The organism is Sulfuricurvum sp. (assembly GCF_028688295.1).
Taxonomy (GTDB): Bacteria; Campylobacterota; Campylobacteria; order Campylobacterales; family Sulfurimonadaceae; genus Sulfuricurvum.
Window position 1 is genome coordinate 1 of record NZ_JAQTYM010000043.1, and the last position, 19,745, is coordinate 19,745.

Below are 19,745 nucleotides of genomic sequence, written 5' to 3' on the forward strand. Positions count from 1 at the left end.
ATGCCTCGGCGCAAAGTGCTTCGGCTCAACTGGAAAGTGGACACGAAAATATAAAATTGCTCACACTGGATGTAGAAAAATCAGGGGCAGCAGCGGCAGCTCAACGGCTTAAAATCGATGATTTGTCTCTCCGCTCACCTTTCGATGCGAAAGTCATCTCCAAAAATGGAGAAGTAGGAAGCACCATCAGCGCCGGTTCCGCCGTATTTCGTTTGGTGAATCCTAAAACCTACTGGGTTAAACTTTACATCGATGAACGTCAAAGCAGAAAAGTAAAAGTTGCCCAAAGTGCAACCATAACTCTACGCTCCTATCCTAATCAAACATTTGAAGCACATGTGGCTCGAATCGGAAGTGAAAGCGACCGTGTTACCGAAGAGCGGATTGTATATCTCGCATTCAAGCAACTTCCAGCAGAACTTTATTTAGGTGAACAGGCTGAAGCGTATATTCACATCACCGATTCTCTAGGAGATAAGCGATGATAAACCTCGCACAGAGGGATATCGCCCATTCGTTGGGGAAATTCATCACTACTGCATTCGGAGTGGGGATGCTGATTGGGGTGGTTTTGATTATGATTGGTGTTTATCGTGGGATGGCTCATGATGCGATGATCGTTCCAAACGACATTGCCCCTGATGTATGGGTGGTGCAGAAAGACACATTGGGTCCTTTTGCTGAAAACTCACGGTTGCATGAAGATCTCAAATATTCGCTCAAAACGCTCAGAGGGGTAAAAGAGGTTCATCCTTTAACGTTTCAAAGCATTCAAATCACCGGAAAAGAGAAGCTGATTCGTCTTTACGCGCTAGGATATGATGTCTTAAGTGGATTTACACCCTTTCACCTCTCTAAAGGGAGGGAAATACGGATACCGACACAAGAGATTATCGTTGATTCAAAATCAGGATTTAAACTCGGAGATAAGATTGCTCTGGGACGGGATGAATACACCGTGGTTGGCCTCACACACAAAGCGGTCTCTTCAGGAGGGGATCCGATGCTCTATCTCGATCTCAAAGGGGCACAAGAGTTACAATTTCTTTTTAGCAATGACCAAATCCGAAACGATCGAAACCGAGGGATTCAGAGCACTTCTCCCAAAACGGTTAATACCTTTGCCCTGAAACTTCACACAGGGGTAGAGATTCAGCAGGTTGTTCAAGAGATCAAACGATGGAAACATCAACATGCTTTTACCCAAGAAGAGCAAGCCGAAATTTTGACAAAAAATTTGATCGAACGTTCCGCAAAGCAAATCGGACTCTTTACCGTCATTTTACTCATCGTTTCTTCGGTCATTATCTCTTTGATTATCTACACAATGACGATTAACAAAATCAAGGAGATTGCGATTTTGAAACTTATCGGTGCTTCCAACTTTACCATTACGAAGATGATAGGGCAGCAGTCGGTACTGTTAGGGTTAATCGCCTTTATTGCAGGGAATCTTTTTGCCCATGCCAGTGCCGATATTTTCCCCAAAACGATTATTCTTGTAGCGCAAGATGCGATGAAACTGTTTGTTGTGGTTATGATTGTCAGTATTTTGGCATCTATTTCAGGGATTCGAACTGCTTTGCGGGTTGATCCTTCCAGCGCGATAGGGGGCTAAATGAAGCACAGTGTCATTAAATGTGAAGGTATCGAAAAAACCTACGGAAGCGGAGACAGTGCTGTCGAGGCGATCAAAAAAGCCGATTTTGAAATCTACTCAGGAGAAACGGTAGCTCTGTTAGGCCCCAGCGGATCAGGAAAAACGACACTGATTACGATGATCGGTTGTATCACAGAACCCAGTGGGGGGAAGTTGACACTTAGCAGTGAATGTGTTTATGATGGTGGGTGGACGATACCCGATACGAGGAAAATTCGACGTGAAAAGATAGGGTTTATTTTTCAATCACACAATCTGATACCGTTTTTGAATGTCCGCGAAAATGTTACGCTTGTTCCGCAAATGAACGGTGTAGAAGTGAATGAAGCTAACACAAAAGCAGCCGAATTACTCGACTATCTCGGAGTAGGAGATAAGCTCGAAAAAATGCCCTCAGAACTTTCAGGAGGGCAGAGTCAGAGGGTAGCAATTGCGCGATCTTTAGCGAACAATCCTCAAATAATCCTCGCCGACGAACCTACCGCCGCACTTGATTCACAGCGGGCTTTGTCAGTGATGGAGTTGCTTCGTTCATTGGCACATGAACATGATGTCGCGATTATCGTCGTTACCCATGATGAACGGATGCTCCCTCTTTTTGACCGCATTTTGCGGGTGGAAGATGGAGTGGTTAAAGAAAGTGTCAGCAATTAGATGAAAAAGCTCCATGGATTTGATATTCTGTTGAAATATCGATTATCCAAGCTTTTTCCCATAAATTAATGTTTTTCCATATCGTAAGCCCCATACTAAAAATAGCACTATCCACGCAGAAGCCGCTGCATCAAAAAGCCATCCATGAGATGTTCCCAGTGCGGTATCGACAGAGAGAGCAAAACGCGAAAGTACGATGATTTGTGTCCACCAAAAAAGAAGGATAGTTAATTTGTCTGCATGGGGAGGCTGTCCTGAATGACCCAATGTAACTCGTGTCCCAAATCCGATGAGTACGGTGGTTAAAAAACCGAGCACCAGAAGATGTACCCCTGCAAAAAGAAAATCGAGAGAGTAGAGTGTTTCAATGATTTGGAGTATTCCACCGATTGATAACGCCATTGGAAGCCAAAAGAGGGCAAGATGTAAAATCCATACAATAGCAGAAGATTGAAAAGGTTGGAGTTTCCATCGTAAAAACTCACGCAAGAGATAAAGGGCGAGGAGGATACTGACGATCGCTTCGCCAATACCGAATGCGACTATTGCCAATAACGTTTTAAGTACCAATAGCCCAAAAACTATTTCGACGAAATAGGGAGATTTAGCTTCTTGCGAATGGCTGAAAAATGGGATCATCCGTTGCGCAACCGAAAAAGTGAGAAACACAAAAAAGAAGTTCACTATGATCGGAACGATGAGTGTAAACCACCCTTGGATGTCCCAAAATAAACTGATACCGTAAGCGATAATCCAAAAGAGATACGATGCAAGTGCGATACTGTGCGCAATTAATATCCAATAGGGATCTTGCTTTAGCGGGGATTGCCCGATTTTATAGACCCAGTGGAGGGTAAAGATCGCCATAGTATGGGCAAATAATCCTATACACATCGCGACTAAAACCATCCATGCTGACACAAGTGAACCGATAAAAAAGAGAACAGATGCGATTTGATAGAGCCATACGATTCGGATGTAAACCTCTTTGGGAATGGTCATAGCGGTACAAAAACGGGGAAAAGTGGTAAATAAAAATCCGTGAAAGAACTGAGCAAAGACGATCAACGCGAGAGAGTAAAGGTGAAATTCATTTTCGGGTATGCTAAGGGTAATCAATCCTCGATGTGAAAGGGTGAAAAATATCATCGATATAATCGCCCACAAAACACCAAAAACGAAAAATGGCTGATGAGGCTGAGATAAAAAATAGTTTTCTTTTTTAGGTGTAGTCGTTGAAAAGGTACTCATAGCGTAATCCTCTGAAAATATCTGGGAGTATAACGAGATAATAAAGGTGAGGTGTTGACGAAGGTCAAGAATATAATTTGACCTGAGTCAATTTTTCGAACTTCTAAAAGTGATACAGTTCTCTTATATTCAATATAAGGATGTGAAGATGAGATTAGGAAAACTAAGTCTAGTGGCTGTAATGGCATTAGGGACAAGTGCATTTGCAATCGATAACGTAAAAGTGAACGGTGAGGCAAAAGTTTGGTATCAAACATTTGAGACAGAAGGGACTGCGACGGCTGCAACGACAAACGGAAAAGATTTTTTCGATTATGACACCAATTCAATGGCAAATGTAAAACTGAGTATCGGTGCTACCGCCGATTTGCTTCAGAATCTCAGTGCTGGGGTAAAAGCGTCGGCTCTGACTACCCTCGGATTGGAAAACAATCTGGTTGGGGATGTCTCTACGACAAAATTCGATGCGCAGGGTAACAATGTGGGAACAGCTAAGCTTGATGATCAATCATGGGTTGAAGAGCTTTACTTGGCCTATACGATGGGTAAAACAACTGCTAAAGTGGGTCGTCAGGCTCTTTCTACTCCATTGGCATTTACCGAAAACTGGAACATTACCGAAAATACGTTTGAAGCGGCAGTATTGCTCAATAACGATCTTCCTGATACAACGTTGGTCGGTGCATGGGTTGGCAAACATAACGGTGTCGGATTATTGAAACCGACAACCGGTCGTGGGACTACCATCGCGTATAACGGTGAATTCAGCACGTTCGGAAGCGATGGTGCTTATGCCGTTGCGGCCATTAACAAATCAATCCCAAATACTACCGTACAAGCATGGTATTACAATGTAGGTCAAATCGCCGATGCGTATTGGTTGCAAGCCGATGCAAAGGTACTCGGTATGGTTAATCTCGGCGTTCAATATGCCGGAATGAATCCGGATTCCGCACTAGGCGGCGGTACTTCTGATCGCAGTACGGAAATGTTTGCCCTCAAAGCAGCTGTCGATGTCGCCGGTGTTAATGTGTATGGAGCGTACTCATCCGTTAACGACGGTACCCTTGGATTCTCAAACGTGGCTACCGGTGATAAAACGATGATGTACACCGGTTTGGGAAGTGTTTACTTCGACGGTGAAATCGTTGCCGCTCCCGATACCGATGCATGGAAAATCGGTGCATCAACTAAAATGGTTCCGGGTGTAACGCTCTCTGCAAGTTACGCTGAAGCTGAAACGGGTAACAACGGCGCTGCTGCTGCAGCGGTTGCCGGTTTGAGTCTTCAAGACAATGATTATTCCGCTTGGGATGTTGTTGCAAGTACTAAAGCAGGCCCGGTGGACCTAACCGCGATCTATACCGAATTCGATCGTGAAAACAGTGTAGGTGTTAAAACCCTCGATAATGCTTTATTCCGTCTTATCGCTTCGTTGAAATTCTAATCTTCATTTTACAGGGTCTTCGGGCCCTAAATATTCTCCTTATGTTAAGTTTTTCTTTGCGAGGATTCGTCACCCTCGCACCCACTTTTTTTCTACTATTTGACCCAAGTCAAAGACAATCATTGCTTAATCAAATACAATAACCTCTATAAAATTACGGATCAATTTTTGAGGAGATACAGCAATGTCGAGTATTCAACGTGTTATCAAACGAGACGGCTCATCGGAACTGTATTGCCCTTTTAAAATTGAAGATGCGATTCGCAAAGCCTATGAGAGTGTTCAATTCCCCATAAGCGAGGATGTTATTACAAAAGTACTGTTTCAAGTTATATTGGAGAATATTTTTGAAGTTGAAAAGATCCAAGATTTGATCGAAGAAGAGCTGTATAAATCCGGTGCATTTAGTGTGATGAAATCGTTTATTACCTATCGATTTTTGCATAAAATGCAGCGAGAACATATTTTGGGTTTGGGAGAAGATACCACCTATGTCAACTCGACTCAAAGTGTGGAAGAATATATTCATAAATCCGATTGGCGGGTCAATGCCAATGCCAACACGGGCTATTCCAATGCCGGATTGGTCAATAATCTCGCGGGTAAGGTAATCGCTAATTTTTGGCTCGATAAAGTGTATGCTCCACATGAGGGAGCAGCACATAGAAACGGTGATATTCATATCCATGATCTCGATTGTCTCACAGGGTACTGTGCCGGATGGAGTTTGCGAGCACTTTTGAATGAGGGATTCAACGGGGTGCGGGGACGAGTCGAGAGTGCACCACCGCGTCATCTTCGTGAGGCACTGGGACAAATGGCCAATTTCTTAGGGATTTTGCAGTCGGAATGGGCAGGAGCGCAAGCGTTTAGTTCGTTCGATACCTATTTGGCTCCATACGTCTTTATCGACGCATTGCCATTTTCGGAAGTCAAAAAAGCGATACGCGGGTTTGTTTATAATCTCAACGTCCCAGCACGCTGGGGACAATCGCCTTTTACTAATGTAACGATCGACTGGGTGGTTCCTGAAGATTTACGTAATCAGTTTCCTACCTACCGTGATCATCATCTTTTTGAAGAAATTACCGAAACTGCACATCATCAGCGAAAACTGCATGAGCGTGGGAAACGGCTCCTCAAAGAGCTGACGTATGGAGATTTTCAACAGGAGATGAACATCATCAACCGTGCTTTTTATGAAGTGATGACGGAGGGGGATGAGGGGGGACAGCCTTTTACCTTTCCGATCCCTACGGTTAATATCACGGAGGATTTTGACTGGTATGGAGAAAATACCGATATTTTGTTCGAAAATACGGCAAAAATCGGCTCCAGTTATTTCCAAAATTTTATCGGCAGTCAATACATCCGAGATGAAGCCGGAAATTTGATCGAAAACCCCCATGCCTATAAACCTGGAGCAGTGAGAAGTATGTGCTGCAGGTTACAGCTCGATCTGCGAGAACTGCTCAAACGAGGGAACGGCCTTTTCGGAAGTGCTGAGATGACAGGGAGCATCGGAGTGGTAACGATCAATATGGCACGTTTGGGACACCTCTATAAAAATGATTATGAGGGGTTGATAAAAGCGATGGATGGATTGCTGGAGATTGCCTATTCGACGTTGGAAAAAAAGCGGTTGTTTGTTCAGGATATGTTTGATCGTGGACTTTACCCCTACAGTGCACGCTATCTCAAAGATTTCAGGAATCACTTTTCGACGATCGGTGTCAACGGGATGAATGAAATGATCCGTAATTTCAGCGGTGACAGCGAGGATATTTCGACGATGAGAGGGATCGATATGGCTCAAAATATTCTCGATTATCTGCGTGAGAGAATGCGCTTTTTCCAAGAAGAGAGTGGAAATCTTTATAACCTCGAAGCGACCCCGGCAGAGGGGACAACCTATCGATTTGCCAAAGAAGATAAAAAACGCTACCCCGATATCATCCAAGCGGGCGAGGGGGAAAATATCTACTATACAAATAGTTCTCAGCTGCCTGTATCTTTTACTGATGATCCCTTCGAAGCACTAACCCTCCAAGACGAACTCCAGTGCCGTTATACTGGAGGAACTGTTTTACATTTGTATATGAGCGAGCGCCTCAGTTCCGGTGAAGCGTGTCGGCGGATGGTCAAAAACGTCATTACCAATTTCCGTTTACCCTATATAACGGTTACCCCGACATTTTCGATTTGTCCTGTTCATGGATATCTCAGCGGCGAACATGAGTTTTGCCCAAAATGCGATGAACAAATACTCTATCAAACCCAACACAAGGAAGAGCAATGAATACGAATGAGATTTTAGAACGAAATAGTGTAAAACGGACCCGTTGTATGGTCTATACCAGAGTGATGGGATATCACCGCCCGGTAGAGAGCTTTAACCTCGGTAAAAAAGGGGAGCATAAAGAGCGAACCTGCTTTCATGAATCCTCTAAACGTCATGTTGCCGCTTTATGATATCACCCGCTTTACCCTTCTAGACTACCCCGATATCCCTGCCGCCATTTTTTGGTTTGCGGGATGCAACCTGCGATGCACTTACTGCTATAACCCCGATATTGTTTTCGGCCAAGGAAAACTGAGCGAAGAGGAAGCCCTGGCGTTTTTATCCTCACGATGCGGATTGTTAGAGGGGGTAGTTCTAAGCGGTGGAGAGTGTACTCTCTATCCCAACCTGATACCTTTTTGTCGCTCGATCAAATCACTTGGCATTAAAATAAAACTCGATACCAACGCCATGCGTCCAGATGTGATTCGAGCGCTAATCCGTGAGAATTTGATCGATTACGCCGCATTGGATTACAAAGCACCCGCATCCAAAATGGCTGATATCTGCGGAGGAGGATCTGAAAAACGGTTTTGGGAGAGTTTAGCGATCCTCCAAGAAAGTACGGTTGCGTATGAAGTGCGCACGACATGGCATAGCGATTTACTGGAAGTAAAAGAGGTGATAGAGATGGCAAAAAAACTCAAAGATTCCGGTTATGACGCTCCTTATTATGTACAACCTTTTCGAAATGGAGTCGAAACCATAGGAAAGTTGGACTCGATGCACGAACTGAGCGATTTATCGTTGCTTATGGATACCATTTGCGTGAGGAATTGACTCAGGTCAAAGGTATAGATACCATAATATTTTATAATAATGTATTCTTTTAGTAGGAGTTTACGATGAAAAAAAGTGTAATGGTATTGGCAGTATTGCTTGGATTGGGTTCAACAGCTTTTGCGGCAGAAGACGGTGCGGCTCTTTACAAAAAGTGTTCTGCTTGTCATGGAATGCAGGGTGAAAAAGCGGCATTGGGTAAAAGTAAAATCATTAAAGATATGAGTTCAGCAGAAATCACCACTGCTCTAAAAGGATACAAAGACGGTAGTTACGGCGGAGTTTCGAAAGGGCTTATGAAAGGTCAAGTTGCATCTTTAAATGATGCTCAGATTACGGCTATCGCCGCACACATCTCCAAATAATGGTCTCCCCCTTTCGGGGGTGATCCATCCAGACAGTGTTTTTCCTTTTTGCTTGACCCTCTTGAGAAACTTTACACTGTTTGGAACGATCATCTCTAGAGAGTCAGTTTACTTTTAAAAACGATCTTTCAGATCGCCGTTGTATTTAATATCCCGTTTTGTTGCATTTTCATCATTCAGCCATTGCGGTAAATCATTACCGACCGCTTCAAGTTTATCGCGCTCTGCATTGAGTTCATCTTCGCTGTAGGCAAATGACATATCGGCTGAAATCACGTGTTCCATCTCTTGTATCTTTACCAGTTTAGCAATCTCTTCTTCGACACCTTCACCTTCGATTGTGACAATAATACGCCCTTTTTCATCGTGAAAATGGTAATCGCAAAAATCGGATGATTTGAAAATCTCGACCATCTCATCGGTAAACTTTGGATTGGTTTGCACCACTATGCTTGAAATATTCACGGTATTCTCCAATAATAAATTTTATTTTCTTCTCCGGAACCTATAAGCGTATGCTCATCCAAAAAGATGAGCGTATCATACAGGCTCTCCCCCCCTTTAAGCCGCCCGATTTTGTTTTGAGATTCCACCTCAAATACTTGCAGCTCATTTTCATCTCCGTCTGTATACACTCCGATAGAGGAGGATGGACTAAGCCCTACGGCGTAGACGAAAAAATTTGTTTCGATGAAATAACTCCCATGCGGCTTATACACCCCCACACGTCGGTCATGTCCACCGCTGATAATCGTATTTTTTTGGTATGCGAGCCGATTGATCGCATCGAGATTGATTCCACTGAGCGTCTTGAGTACTTTGCCGCTTCGCGTTTCTATCTGAACGATTTCACCGCTCTCATCCCCTACGGCAACAAGAGAGCGATTGGGACTCAGTGCCATATCCCCGAATACCCCACCGCCGGCTTGAACTTCATAAAGTCGTTTTCTCATCTTCACATCCATCAAAACGACGGCATCGCCGGAGAGTCCGAAAAGAAGATGATTGTCATCCACAAATCGGACTTTTTTGATCAATAATCCGCTCGCATTTCCGATGACCTTCACCAGTCTATTATCACGCCATAGATAGACATTGCGAAACGATTCGCCGCTCTCAGAGACCATCACGGTTGACCCCGCAAAATGATCCACCGAATAGATTTTCGGCAAAAATATTTTTCCTGAACTACTCTGTACGCTCGGAAGGGATATGGAAGAGAGTTTACGTCGTGAAGAGAGGTCAAACACATTCACGACACCGACATCGGTAGAGACATAGATTTTCCCCTCCCGAACTACCATATCACTAATCAATCCGTCGGTTTTTAGAATGGCGACTGGGGTTATTACCGCGGCAACCACTTGGACCATAAAAAGAAAAAAGAGAGATAAAATTTTCACGCTACCACCTCTATTGCTCCACTGGGGCATACACCGATACAATAGCCGCAACCGGTGCATCTTTCGGGAAGAATTATAGGATTCAGCATCCCTTTAAACACAATCGCGTTTTCCATGCAGGGTTCTTTACACGAAAAGCAAATAGTCCCTTGATGCGACATACAGTTCATCATCGTAATTTTTGCATGTCCTTGGATAAATTTCGTCGGATTGCTGAGTACCGCAGGGGTACAGGCTTCCAAACATTTATGGCAATCACTGCATCCCGAGATTTTGAAATTCAAAAATGGGATCCCTTGCGTATCACGATCAATAATCTTCTCTTCACATGCGCTTACACACATGCCATTACAGGCAAGACATTCATTAAATGTCGTACCCTCCATCACGTAAGGGGGACGGACGATATACTGCTCTTCCTCTTTAAAGAGAGAGGCAATGGCACCGAAAAAACCCCGACGTGCTTCGTGTTCCATCTTTACAAACCGTTTCCGACTTTGACACCGATGTCGAGTTCATCAAGAAGATACGATTTGTTTTTATGCTTTTGCCCTTTTTTGTCCGTATAGGCAGGTTTAAAGGTATTCGCCACTTTTAAATCCCCTTTTGTCTGCGGAGCGTGACATGCTGAACAGTTATAACGACCTTGCCACAGCTGCCCTTTCAAATCTTTCTTAATGATTTGGTCATCGCTTTCTGCTTTGAGGTTATCATCATCATCGACCGATACCGCCGGTCTAAAACTGGTAAAGTGACTCTTAGGGATCGGAGTTGCCCCCATGTCTTTAGCGACCTCAGGCATATGACACCCGAGACATGAGTTATTGTTTTTGTCAATTTCCCCCAAATCATCAATATCATGGGGGATCATAGGGGGTGCATTGGTGTACGCACGCTCGAACAGTTTCGATGTCCCCGGAGCCTCTTTATTGTAGTTAGTACCGTTAGGGAGTGCCGTATCTTCGGTATAAATATCGACTTTACGTAATCCCAATTGTGTTTCATCCACCTCTGTATTAACAGCATAGAGACTGCTAATGATCAGTGACGCAGCGACTACGCTGCCGATTAGTAGTTTAGCTTTCATTCCTCATCCTTTGGTTGTTTTGTAAAACTTCGAATAGAAAATCGCAGAGCATCTTCTTGGCAGACATCTACACATCTGCCGCAATTGGTACACTCGCCCATTATCACACTTTCGCTGCTGCGGTTGATCATATGAAGTACCTCTTTTTCAGGGCATACCGTAATACAACTGCGGCAATCAGTACATTTTGGTGCATCGTGCCAAACACGAATCAAAGAAAATTTCCCGATAAGCGAATGGGTGGCCCCAAGGGGACATATATACCCGCACCATCCATTTTCATGCACCAGCAAATCAAACAAAAAGATCACGGCCAGTGCGCCGCCCCCCATCCCCATGCCGAAGATAAGACCTCGATGCGCCATAGAAATAGGGCTAATAAGTTCGAATACCGCCACACCCATAAGGGCGGAGAGGATTAAACTCAGACCCAAAATCCAATAGCGCAAAGAACGACTCATGTAAAACCGCTTTTGCACTTCGGAAAATTTCAAAACTCGACGCAGCCATGCCGCCGTGTCGGTAATCATATTGATAGGACAAACCCAGCTGCAAAAAGCACGACCACCGATGACCCCGTAAAACAGAGCCACGATCAACGCACCCAATAATATATCCATCCCCAAACTCGCACCCGTAACCGCAAGTTGCATCACGGCATAGGGATCACTTAGGGGAACAACACCCAGCACCGATGAGCTGCTTAGGTTACCTTGAAGCACTTTCCATCCCCATATATTGGCTCCTACATAAAGAACCAAGAGGGATATTTGCGTTAATCGACGAAGGAGTAAGTAGCGATAGTTTTTCATCACAAGCCCCCTTCATCATTCAGTGAATCGAGCGCGCTCTTTTCACTGATTTTTGTTTTGGTCACCTCTATAGAGGCACCCTCTAACCGTTTCTCATCCTCTTTATCCCATCCTTTGATGTAGTGGTCTCCCACTTTCCCCATAGCCAACGCTCTGGGGAGGATATGAATCGCGGCAATCTCGGTAACACAAGCATGTTCGCACAACCCGCATCCCGTACACTGATCGGGATGAACGACGGGTTTTAAAAAGGCATGTTTGCCGGTACGATCATTCTTGGAGTGTTCGATCGTAATCGCCTCTCCTAAAAGCGGACAAGCACGATAGCACGCATCACACTGAATCCCCCATGTCGCGATGCACGAGTTCTCATCGACAACCGCCAAGCCCATATGTGCTTTGTTAATGTCCAAAACGGCTTTGTTTTTTACATAGCTGGTAACGGAGAGCTCATTGAGCGCACCGCTCGGACATACAGGAACACATGGAATATCGGTACACATGTAACACGGAACACTTCTTGGCGTAAAATAAGGGGTTCCCATCGGAAGATTGTCTCCCGGACGTGCCAAAATGAGCGTATCGTAAGGACACGCTTCCACGCACAAACCGCATTTGATACAGTTTTTAATAAACTCCGCCTCATCCAATGCCCCCGGAGGACGCAAAACGAGAGGTGCCGCTTTCACTTCACCCACATAAGCGCTCCAGACTAAAGCCCCCATCGCACTAAGCCCAATCCCTCTAGCGATAGAGAGGAGAAAACGGCGACGTTCATTAGGAGTTTCAGTTTTCATCGTCGTTACGCTTTATAAATTTTGACGGCACATTTTTTATGGTCGATCTGTTTGGAAATCGGGCAGGTATGATCCAAACATACTTTATTGATAAATACTTTTTCATCAAACCACGGGACAAATACGAGTCCGCGAGGAGGTCGGTTACGGCCGCGTGTTTCGACGTGCGCTTTTACTTTGCCTCGGCGCGATTCTACCCATACCATTTCACCCCGTTTGACACCGCGCTTTTCAGCATCGGATGGGTGCATATAACACAACGCCTCCGGAACGGCACGATAAAGCTCAGGGACACGCATCGTCATCGTTCCGCTGTGCCAATGTTCAAGTACACGACCCGTACATAACCAGATATCATAGTTTTTATCCGGTACTTCGGTCGGCTCCATATACGGACGGAAGAAGATTTTGGCTTTGTTATTCAAATTCACTTTCGCACTGTTTGTAACCCCTTGCAGATTTCCGGTTGGAATATCTTTGAACGCATGACCGTAAAATGCAAAGGCACCGTTAGCGGCTTTTTTAGCATACGGATCGTATTTCGCGTTGTAACGCCAGAAGGTCTCTTTACCATCAACTACCGGCCATTTCAGACCGCGAACACGGTGGTAGGTATCGAAATCGGCATAATCGTGCCCATGCCCGTCACCGAATTTACGATACTCTTCCCAAAGATATTTTTGGATAAAGAATCCATACCCTTTGAACACTTTACCGTCACTCCCGACAACATTACGTTTATCGCCCTCAACTTCAGAGTTTTGATACCCTTTTCCTACCGGATCAGGCCATTTGAACGCTTTTGCACGATTATTGGCGAATAGAACTTCATACAGTGTTGTGCTCTCTTTGTATCCCATCGCTTTGGCTTTATCCATCACGTCAGGCAAGCCGCCATCAAGACCCGGAATTTTTTGTGCTCCCCATACCTCTTTGATCGTAAAGCGTTTGGAAAGTTCAACAAACTGCCAGGTATCGGACATTGCATCCCCCATAGGAGTGACTTGTTGTCTCCAGTGTTGTGTACGGCGTTCTGCATTACCGTACGCTCCCCACTTCTCATACATCATAGCACTCGGTAAAATCAAATCGGATACTTTTGCCGAAATTCCCGGATAGCCGTCGGAAGTAACAATGAAATTGTCCATGGTACGCGCCGCTTTAATCCAGTGATCCGCATTTCCTGTATCCTGATACGGATTACAGACGCTGACCCATGCAAATTTCACTTTGCCATCTTCGAGATCACGGTGGATTTGTGTAAAGTGCGATCCCGCTTTTGGATTAATGGTGCCATCGGGAATCGTCCAGATACCCTCTGCCATTTTTCGGTGTGCAGGATTCATAACCACCATGTCCGCAGGAAGACGGTGACTGAAGGTTCCTACTTCACGCGCCGTCCCGCATGCAGATGGCTGACCGGTAAGGGAGAATGCTCCATTGCCCGGTTTCGCTTGTTTTCCGAGGAGGAAGTGAACCATATAGGCTTGTTCATTAACCCATGTTCCACGGGTATGCTGGTTGAATCCCATAGTCCAGAACGTCAAACATTTACGTTTTTTCTCGATGTAGAGATCGGCCATTTTTTGAAGTTTTACTTTATAATCGGCAAGACTTTCATCCGGATCCCCTTTTGAAACTTTAGCAACGTAATCGAGAGTGTAAGGCGCGAGCCCTTTTTTGAACTCTTCAAACGTAATTTTCCAATGTTTGTTGGCATCACCGGTGTTTTTCATCTCTAGCGTATCGCCCTCTTTGTAACCCAAATACCCTAAACTGACCCCCTCATCGGCGGTGAGTACTTTGGATTTTTGTTTCGCTGCAGTATCGAGCTCTTTTTTACCGTATTTCGGATGATTGATATCTTCTCGAAGACCGTATCCGATATCTACTGGACCCGTTGCAAAGACGATATTTTTATCCAAAAACTCTTTATCCATCGCTTCGGGATGATTGTAGACAATTTCACGGGCAATATAGTTCCAAATTGCCAAGTCGGTATTCGGCTTAAAAATGATTTCAACATCGGCAAGGTCCATTGTGCGGTGTTTGTAGGTCGATAGGACAACCACTTGCACTTTATCGGGATTACTGAGTTTACGATCACTGACACGTGACCATAGAATAGGGTGCATCTCCGCCATGTTTGAGCCGAATGCGACGATCGTTTCGGCGAGTTCAATATCCTCATAACAGCCTGATGGCTCATCCGCTCCAAAAACGTTCATAAATCCCGTAACGGCAGAAGCCATACAAAGACGGGCATTCGGATCGATGTTATTGGTACGGAAACCCGCTTTCATCAATTTGAGTGCGGCATGTCCTTCCATCGCCGTTTGCTGACCGGAGCTGAACATCGCGATACCGGTCGGTCCTTTCTCTTTGAGGGCTGCTTTGATGTGTTTTTCCATCTCGTCAAACGCACGCTGCCAGCTGATAGGTTTAAACTTACCCTTCTTATCGAACTGACCTTTGTCATTCATACGCAATAACGGCTGCGTGAGACGATCGGCACCGTACATGATTTTGGCGTTAAAGTACCCTTTGATACAGTTAAGCCCGCGATTGACCGGAGCCAACGGGTCCCCTTTGACCGCGACGATGCGGTCATCTTTGGTTGCCATCATAATTCCGCATCCCGTTCCGCAAAAGCGGCATGCTGCTTTATCCCAACGCCATCCTGCTTGCCCTTGGAGCGCTGCCGCTTCGACCTTGGCAGGAACTGCCATTCCAATCGCTGTAGCTGCCGATGCAGCAGCGGCACTTTTCAAAAATTCTCTTCTATCCAATGACATAAAAGCCTCCTTAGTGGAATTAATGTTATCTATTGTGATTAATAGATGCAATATATTACCTTCATGCTATGATGTAACTCATGCACTTCAACCATTATAAAGATATTTAAAAGGAAAGATATTGACTTAGGTCAAGAAAAGTGAGTAGTGAAATGCCGATTAGGCATTTCGAATAGAATTAGCTTTTTCGAGGTTGTTTTTCAATTTGTTAAGACGCATAGAAGTTTGATGAAGTTCTTCGCTTACTTGGATCATTACATCTTCATTTTGCTCCAATATCGCTTCGGCTTCGGGGGTGGAAGCGACCATGACAGCAGTTGCAGCTTCGCTCTTTTCCACCGCTTCTGTTGCACTTTGTAGGGCTTCTTCAACATTCCGTAAAAAATATTCAATATGAGAACATGCGATATCGAGTTCATTCCCCTGACACTCTAAATTTTTTACACCGCTGATCGTTTGCGAATGATCCAAAAATTTGTCAAAATTTCGTTGAATTTCTAATGTTGTGCGTGCCATATAGAGAATAATTCCAAAAGATATAAATGCTAAAAATATCTGGATTCTATGTGCCAATAGGCGTTTCCCCATCATTGCATCTTCATATTGGTTTACAGCTTTATCCATTAATAGTAGGGTTTGATCTCCATTGTCATAGATGGTTTTTAGATCGAACAAGTTGTGATCCCCCTGCAAATAACGATCAATCAACCCGCCCATACGGTTCCAGTGGGCATGAACTTCCATCATTGTTTTATCGATTTCATCATTTGAAAATCCACGATATCCCGATGTTGCCGTATTGAGCTGTTTGAAATTAGTGTCAAACTCTGCACGGGCGATCTGTAGCCGCTCATACGCCCCTTCTTCATCAACCAAAAGACGATGCAGTTCTAACACAGTACGCTGAGATAGCATCCTTTGTTTCCCGGCAGTATTGATCACTTTCGCATCGAGTTTTTGACTGGAGTTCAACCAAATATCGACTAATATTATCGTTATTAAATTGATAGATAAAATAGCTACGATCCATCTAACTTTAGTAGATATGGACTGCATCAGAGTGCCTCCTTAAAATAGTGAGATAAATCCTCTTTTTTTAATACTACCGTTTTTTGAGATTCTTCAGAAATCAATCCCAATCGGATAAATTTAGCCAAAACACGCGATAGCGTAGCGGGTTGAATGTTTAAGCGGTAAGATATTTCCTGTTTTTTCAAACTGTTATACAATGGCAAATGATCATAAAGCATTTTAGCCACTTTGGCCGTGACATCATACACCATTCCCATACTGATCATACAATCCACCATCTCCTTTTGATCCGATAAAAGGTTCACTAAGTTTATGAGTAATTGATTCTCTTTTTTGACCACTTCTTTAAAAAGTTTTAAATCGAATGAGATAACTTCGCTGGGAACCATGAATTCTATATTGCTAAAACAGCTGATAATATCACATTTGAGAGAACCTATGTTGGTTAACAAGGATTGATCTGATAAAGAGTATAAAAATATTTCACTGTCAAATCGATCTACCTTGTAAAATTTAGCTTCACCCTTGACTAAAAAATAGACTCGGTTCAAATCATCTTCTTCATACACCAGAATCTCGGATACACCATAAGCTTTGTACTTAGCTGTCTGATTTAATGCGATTAATGATGCAGGATCACTTTGTCTGAAAAATTCAAGACGCTCTGTAAATAGCATACTAGGTTGCCTTTTTTATAGTATAGATTATAGATAGTAACACATGTATAAAGGTATCATCTTGATTTATATCAAGTACTTGTAGTACTTCTCTAGGATATTATCAACATTACAAAGCTACTAAAAGGTTACTAATATGCTACAAGATTCTTTCGGTCGAGAAGTAACGTATTTACGAGTATCCGTTACAGAACGGTGCAATTTTCGATGCCGCTACTGTATGGCTGAAAAGCCGTTCAATTGGGTTCCAAAAGAGAACCTTTTAAGCTATGAAGAACTTTTTGCCTTTATTAAGATTAGTATCGATAACGGTATCCGAAAAATCCGACTTACCGGCGGAGAACCCACCACACGCGAAAATCTTGATGAACTTGTGAATATGATCCATACGTATGCACCAGAGGTGGATATTGGACTGACGACAAATGGATATTTACTCCCATCATTAGCGCATAAACTAAAAAAAGCCGGTTTGCGTCGGGTTAATATTTCTCTTGATTCATTAGATCGTACGACAATGCATTATATTGCACAAAAAGATGTATTTACTCAGGTGCAAGAGGGGATTCGTGCAGCAGTGGATGCAGGGCTGTCAGTAAAAATAAACAGTGTCATTTTACGCGGGATTAATGATCATGAAATTGTCCCTCTATTTATATATGCAAAAGAGATAGGTGCACAAATACGATATATTGAATACATGGAAAACTCCCATGCGAGCAATGCGCTTCAAGGACTTAGAAGTGATGAAGTTATTGATATATTGGGTAAAGCCTATCCTTTTATTCCAATTAATAAAGAGGTAAGTGGACCGGCTAACTTGTATGAAACACTTGATGGTTACCATTTTGGAACGATCGAGCCGCATCGACATGATTTTTGCGCTACATGTGATCGTCTCCGATTAACCGCTGAGGGCGATCTTATCGGATGCTTGTATTTTGAAGGAGCCAAGAGCATCAAAGAGGCAATACGGGAGGGAAATAGTAAAAAAGCGGCCGAAATTTTAGAAGATGTGGTGATTAACAAACCAGAAAAGAATTTTTGGGGAATCGAAAATATTGAGGTCTCTTCACGTGCCTTTTATCGTACGGGAGGATAATTTAAAAGAGCGTTCATATTTTTGACCTATATCAAAGACATTATACTAACAAACATTTATAATTCTCATACCATAAAAAAGTCTTCCCCTATTAGGGGTTGGGTCAAACAGTACAGCAAAAATGACCTCCTTCATTCCGCTTCGATTCAAAGCACTGTACTGTTTGACACAATTCCTCCTAAATCTTTCAAATTCATCTTTGTAACATTAAGAAGGATCAATTGATATAGATCAAGATGTTAGTTTCCTCTTAGACCTATAATTTTATAAAAACAATATCTTTAACTAAAGGAAAAAACTAAATGATGCCTCATTTTTTTAAGTCAATACCAGAGTTATCACTTTATGATCCATTAGCGCAAATACTCGGTGCCGCCAGTGAAGGGATCATCCACTATAGCTATGCTGAGTGTGTTAAGCTTGCAGGACATTCATGTCCAACGGTCGCAGGAACCTACTTAATGTTGCTAAAGGGACTAAAATTTCTTTATCCAGATACAATGCCACAAAGAGGGGAAATACGTGTATTAATGTCTGGTAAACTCGGAGATGGTGTTGTCGGAGTAATGGCGAATATTGCTTCATTTGTTACAGGGGCCACTGATATAAACGGTTTTCATGGATTGGGAGGAAAATTTGACCGACGTCATTTATTAATCTATGAAGCAAATATCCATGGAGATATGGCACTTGAGAGAGTTGATACAGGCAAAAGAATCGTTTTATCGTATAATCCTAAAATTATCCCAGCAGATCCGAAAATGGGAGAGTGGCTAGAACTTATGATCAGTGAGAAAGCGAATTTTGAGATTGAACGTTTGTTTCAAAATGCATGGCAGGAGAGAGTTAAATTGATATTAACTGATTACGCAGATCACCCAGGGTTAGTGATTTCAACTTTAGAAGGTAAACAATGAAAGTATTTTTTTTAATTTTTTTCTTAAACACAATTATGATGGGAGCTGATGGCTATTCGATATATCAAAAACATTGCAGTCATTGCCACGTCGAAATGATGAAAAAAACAGAAGTGCTCAAACAACTTCACACTCTAAAAGCTCCTCCTATGATCGAGGTATCTAATCGTTTGAAAGAAAATATTATTATTGCTGATGAGGATGAGGATGTTAAACGCCGTGTAACGATCGCATTTATCAAAGATTACATTGAAAATCCTAGCGTGCAGTACAGTATGTGCCATCCGATGGCGATTGAGAAATTTGGAATTATGCCTTCGTTAAAAGGAAAACTTCATGAAGACGAGCGTCAAGCAGTGGCAGAATGGATTATTGATCGCTATAAAAATATAAAATTTTAGACAAATTTCTTTGAGATGTTTTTCAATATTATTGATCTTAGGTTAACCAATATTCTCCATTATAATCTTCATATCACGGTATCCGAAGAGATTCAGTTATATCATTTGGTTTCATTAGTGGACAAGAGATTTAGCTAATAGATATGATATTAAGTTGACTCAGCGTGATCAATTGATTAATATGGTAAAAGTTTATCAAATAAAAATTTAATTGAATCAAGAAA

The 19,745-nt window shown here is 43.0% G+C and carries 21 protein-coding genes; 11 read left to right on the top strand and 10 right to left on the bottom strand.

The features are described 5' to 3' along the window. The 3 genes from PHR02_RS09200 to PHR02_RS09210 all read left to right on the top strand — a co-directional run. A partial coding sequence (locus PHR02_RS09200) for an HlyD family secretion protein (RefSeq protein ID WP_299991367.1) occupies positions 1-485 on the top strand: 485 nt, incomplete at its 5' end. Next, positions 482-1,618, top strand: a complete 1,137-nt coding sequence (locus PHR02_RS09205; RefSeq protein ID WP_299991370.1) for an ABC transporter permease — start codon at positions 482-484, stop codon at positions 1,616-1,618. The genes PHR02_RS09200 and PHR02_RS09205, both read left to right, overlap by 4 nt. Next, positions 1,619-2,314 carry an ABC transporter ATP-binding protein gene (locus tag PHR02_RS09210; RefSeq protein ID WP_299991373.1) on the top strand — a complete coding sequence of 232 codons (696 nt, stop codon included), beginning with the start codon at positions 1,619-1,621 and terminating at the stop codon, positions 2,312-2,314. Between the two features lie 42 nt (positions 2,315-2,356). Here the strand turns inward: PHR02_RS09210 and PHR02_RS09215 are convergent, their stop codons facing one another. Then, a complete protein-coding gene (locus PHR02_RS09215; protein ID WP_299991376.1) occupies positions 2,357-3,565 on the bottom strand; it encodes an NnrS family protein in 1,209 nt (402 codons plus the stop codon). A gap of 148 nt (positions 3,566-3,713) precedes the next feature. Here PHR02_RS09215 and PHR02_RS09220 point away from each other — a divergent pair, with 148 nt between their 5' ends. From PHR02_RS09220 to PHR02_RS09240, 5 genes are all read left to right on the top strand, one after another. Then, a complete protein-coding gene (locus PHR02_RS09220) occupies positions 3,714-5,012 on the top strand; it encodes an OprD family outer membrane porin (protein ID WP_299991378.1) in 1,299 nt (432 codons plus the stop codon). Between the two features lie 184 nt (positions 5,013-5,196). After that, a complete protein-coding gene (locus PHR02_RS09225) occupies positions 5,197-7,311 on the top strand; it encodes a ribonucleoside triphosphate reductase (protein ID WP_299991380.1) in 2,115 nt (704 codons plus the stop codon). After that, entirely contained in the window at positions 7,308-7,484 is a 177-nt protein-coding gene (nrdD, locus tag PHR02_RS09230) for an anaerobic ribonucleoside-triphosphate reductase (RefSeq protein ID WP_299991382.1), read from the top strand. Before PHR02_RS09225 ends, nrdD begins: the two co-directional genes overlap by 4 nt. After that, complete coding sequence (locus PHR02_RS09235) at positions 7,450-8,133, top strand: anaerobic ribonucleoside-triphosphate reductase activating protein (RefSeq protein WP_299991384.1); 684 nt, start codon at positions 7,450-7,452, stop codon at positions 8,131-8,133. Before nrdD ends, PHR02_RS09235 begins: the two co-directional genes overlap by 35 nt. Positions 8,134-8,198: 65 nt before the next feature. Beyond that, positions 8,199-8,498, top strand: coding sequence for a c-type cytochrome (locus tag PHR02_RS09240; RefSeq protein ID WP_299991385.1), 300 nt, complete (start codon positions 8,199-8,201; stop codon positions 8,496-8,498). Positions 8,499-8,612: 114 nt separating this feature from the next. On the opposite strand, the gene PHR02_RS09245 is transcribed toward PHR02_RS09240, so the two are convergent. The 9 genes from PHR02_RS09245 to PHR02_RS09285 form a co-directional block, all read right to left on the bottom strand. Next, on the bottom strand, positions 8,613-8,963 hold the full coding sequence (locus PHR02_RS09245) for a chaperone NapD (RefSeq protein ID WP_299991386.1): 351 nt from the start codon (positions 8,961-8,963) through the stop codon (positions 8,613-8,615). Next, positions 8,960-9,901 (bottom strand): hypothetical protein, encoded by a 942-nt coding sequence (locus PHR02_RS09250; protein ID WP_299991388.1) that lies wholly within the window; start codon positions 9,899-9,901, stop codon positions 8,960-8,962. The genes PHR02_RS09245 and PHR02_RS09250 overlap by 4 nt, the downstream gene beginning before the upstream one ends. After that, positions 9,898-10,377, bottom strand: coding sequence for a 4Fe-4S binding protein (locus PHR02_RS09255; protein ID WP_299991390.1), 480 nt, complete (start codon positions 10,375-10,377; stop codon positions 9,898-9,900). The genes PHR02_RS09250 and PHR02_RS09255 overlap by 4 nt, the downstream gene beginning before the upstream one ends. Positions 10,378-10,379: 2 nt before the next feature. Beyond that, positions 10,380-10,988, bottom strand: a complete 609-nt coding sequence (locus tag PHR02_RS09260) for a nitrate reductase cytochrome c-type subunit (RefSeq protein WP_299991392.1) — start codon at positions 10,986-10,988, stop codon at positions 10,380-10,382. Further along, positions 10,985-11,800, bottom strand: a complete 816-nt coding sequence (napH, locus tag PHR02_RS09265; RefSeq protein WP_299991394.1) for a quinol dehydrogenase ferredoxin subunit NapH — start codon at positions 11,798-11,800, stop codon at positions 10,985-10,987. Before napH ends, PHR02_RS09260 begins: the two co-directional genes overlap by 4 nt. Continuing rightward, positions 11,800-12,597, bottom strand: coding sequence for a ferredoxin-type protein NapG (napG, locus tag PHR02_RS09270; protein WP_299991396.1), 798 nt, complete (start codon positions 12,595-12,597; stop codon positions 11,800-11,802). The genes napH and napG overlap by 1 nt, the downstream gene beginning before the upstream one ends. Before the next feature lie 5 nt (positions 12,598-12,602). Beyond that, positions 12,603-15,392: a nitrate reductase catalytic subunit NapA gene (gene napA / locus PHR02_RS09275; RefSeq protein ID WP_299991398.1), complete on the bottom strand. Its 2,790-nt coding sequence runs from the start codon at positions 15,390-15,392 to the stop codon at positions 12,603-12,605. A gap of 159 nt (positions 15,393-15,551) precedes the next feature. Continuing rightward, positions 15,552-16,448, bottom strand: coding sequence for a type IV pili methyl-accepting chemotaxis transducer N-terminal domain-containing protein (locus tag PHR02_RS09280; RefSeq protein ID WP_299991400.1), 897 nt, complete (start codon positions 16,446-16,448; stop codon positions 15,552-15,554). Beyond that, entirely contained in the window at positions 16,448-17,101 is a 654-nt protein-coding gene (locus PHR02_RS09285) for a Crp/Fnr family transcriptional regulator (protein WP_299991402.1), read from the bottom strand. Before PHR02_RS09285 ends, PHR02_RS09280 begins: the two co-directional genes overlap by 1 nt. Positions 17,102-17,237: 136 nt before the next feature. On the opposite strand from PHR02_RS09285, the gene moaA reads away from it, so the two are divergent. The 3 genes from moaA to PHR02_RS09300 all read left to right on the top strand — a co-directional run bounded on the left by moaA (position 17,238) and on the right by PHR02_RS09300 (position 19,521). Then, positions 17,238-18,203 (top strand): GTP 3',8-cyclase MoaA, encoded by a 966-nt coding sequence (gene moaA / locus PHR02_RS09290; protein WP_299991404.1) that lies wholly within the window; start codon positions 17,238-17,240, stop codon positions 18,201-18,203. A gap of 302 nt (positions 18,204-18,505) precedes the next feature. Next, the gene (locus PHR02_RS09295) at positions 18,506-19,120 is read left to right on the top strand and encodes a hypothetical protein (RefSeq protein WP_299991406.1); all 615 of its coding nucleotides are present in this window, start codon (positions 18,506-18,508) and stop codon (positions 19,118-19,120) included. Beyond that, positions 19,117-19,521 carry a c-type cytochrome gene (locus tag PHR02_RS09300; protein ID WP_299991408.1) on the top strand — a complete coding sequence of 135 codons (405 nt, stop codon included), beginning with the start codon at positions 19,117-19,119 and terminating at the stop codon, positions 19,519-19,521. Before PHR02_RS09295 ends, PHR02_RS09300 begins: the two co-directional genes overlap by 4 nt. The last annotated feature ends 224 nt before the right edge of the window (positions 19,522-19,745 follow it).

Excerpts from the sequence above, each read along its gene's own strand:
- PHR02_RS09205 (WP_299991370.1), top strand. The coding sequence starts at position 482 with ATGATAAACCTCGCACAGAGGGATATCGCCCATTCGTTGGGGAAATTC.
- PHR02_RS09210 (WP_299991373.1), top strand. The coding sequence starts at position 1,619 with ATGAAGCACAGTGTCATTAAATGTGAAGGTATCGAAAAAACCTACGGA.
- PHR02_RS09215 (WP_299991376.1), bottom strand. The coding sequence starts at position 3,565 with ATGAGTACCTTTTCAACGACTACACCTAAAAAAGAAAACTATTTTTTA.
- PHR02_RS09220 (WP_299991378.1), top strand. The coding sequence starts at position 3,714 with ATGAGATTAGGAAAACTAAGTCTAGTGGCTGTAATGGCATTAGGGACA.
- PHR02_RS09225 (WP_299991380.1), top strand. The coding sequence starts at position 5,197 with ATGTCGAGTATTCAACGTGTTATCAAACGAGACGGCTCATCGGAACTG.
- nrdD (WP_299991382.1), top strand. The coding sequence starts at position 7,308 with ATGAATACGAATGAGATTTTAGAACGAAATAGTGTAAAACGGACCCGT.
- PHR02_RS09235 (WP_299991384.1), top strand. The coding sequence starts at position 7,450 with ATGAATCCTCTAAACGTCATGTTGCCGCTTTATGATATCACCCGCTTT.
- PHR02_RS09240 (WP_299991385.1), top strand. The coding sequence starts at position 8,199 with ATGAAAAAAAGTGTAATGGTATTGGCAGTATTGCTTGGATTGGGTTCA.
- PHR02_RS09255 (WP_299991390.1), bottom strand. The coding sequence starts at position 10,377 with ATGGAACACGAAGCACGTCGGGGTTTTTTCGGTGCCATTGCCTCTCTC.
- PHR02_RS09260 (WP_299991392.1), bottom strand. The coding sequence starts at position 10,988 with ATGAAAGCTAAACTACTAATCGGCAGCGTAGTCGCTGCGTCACTGATC.
- napH (WP_299991394.1), bottom strand. The coding sequence starts at position 11,800 with ATGAAAAACTATCGCTACTTACTCCTTCGTCGATTAACGCAAATATCC.
- napG (WP_299991396.1), bottom strand. The coding sequence starts at position 12,597 with ATGAAAACTGAAACTCCTAATGAACGTCGCCGTTTTCTCCTCTCTATC.
- napA (WP_299991398.1), bottom strand. The coding sequence starts at position 15,392 with ATGTCATTGGATAGAAGAGAATTTTTGAAAAGTGCCGCTGCTGCATCG.
- PHR02_RS09280 (WP_299991400.1), bottom strand. The coding sequence starts at position 16,448 with ATGCAGTCCATATCTACTAAAGTTAGATGGATCGTAGCTATTTTATCT.
- PHR02_RS09285 (WP_299991402.1), bottom strand. The coding sequence starts at position 17,101 with ATGCTATTTACAGAGCGTCTTGAATTTTTCAGACAAAGTGATCCTGCA.
- moaA (WP_299991404.1), top strand. The coding sequence starts at position 17,238 with ATGCTACAAGATTCTTTCGGTCGAGAAGTAACGTATTTACGAGTATCC.
- PHR02_RS09295 (WP_299991406.1), top strand. The coding sequence starts at position 18,506 with ATGATGCCTCATTTTTTTAAGTCAATACCAGAGTTATCACTTTATGAT.
- PHR02_RS09300 (WP_299991408.1), top strand. The coding sequence starts at position 19,117 with ATGAAAGTATTTTTTTTAATTTTTTTCTTAAACACAATTATGATGGGA.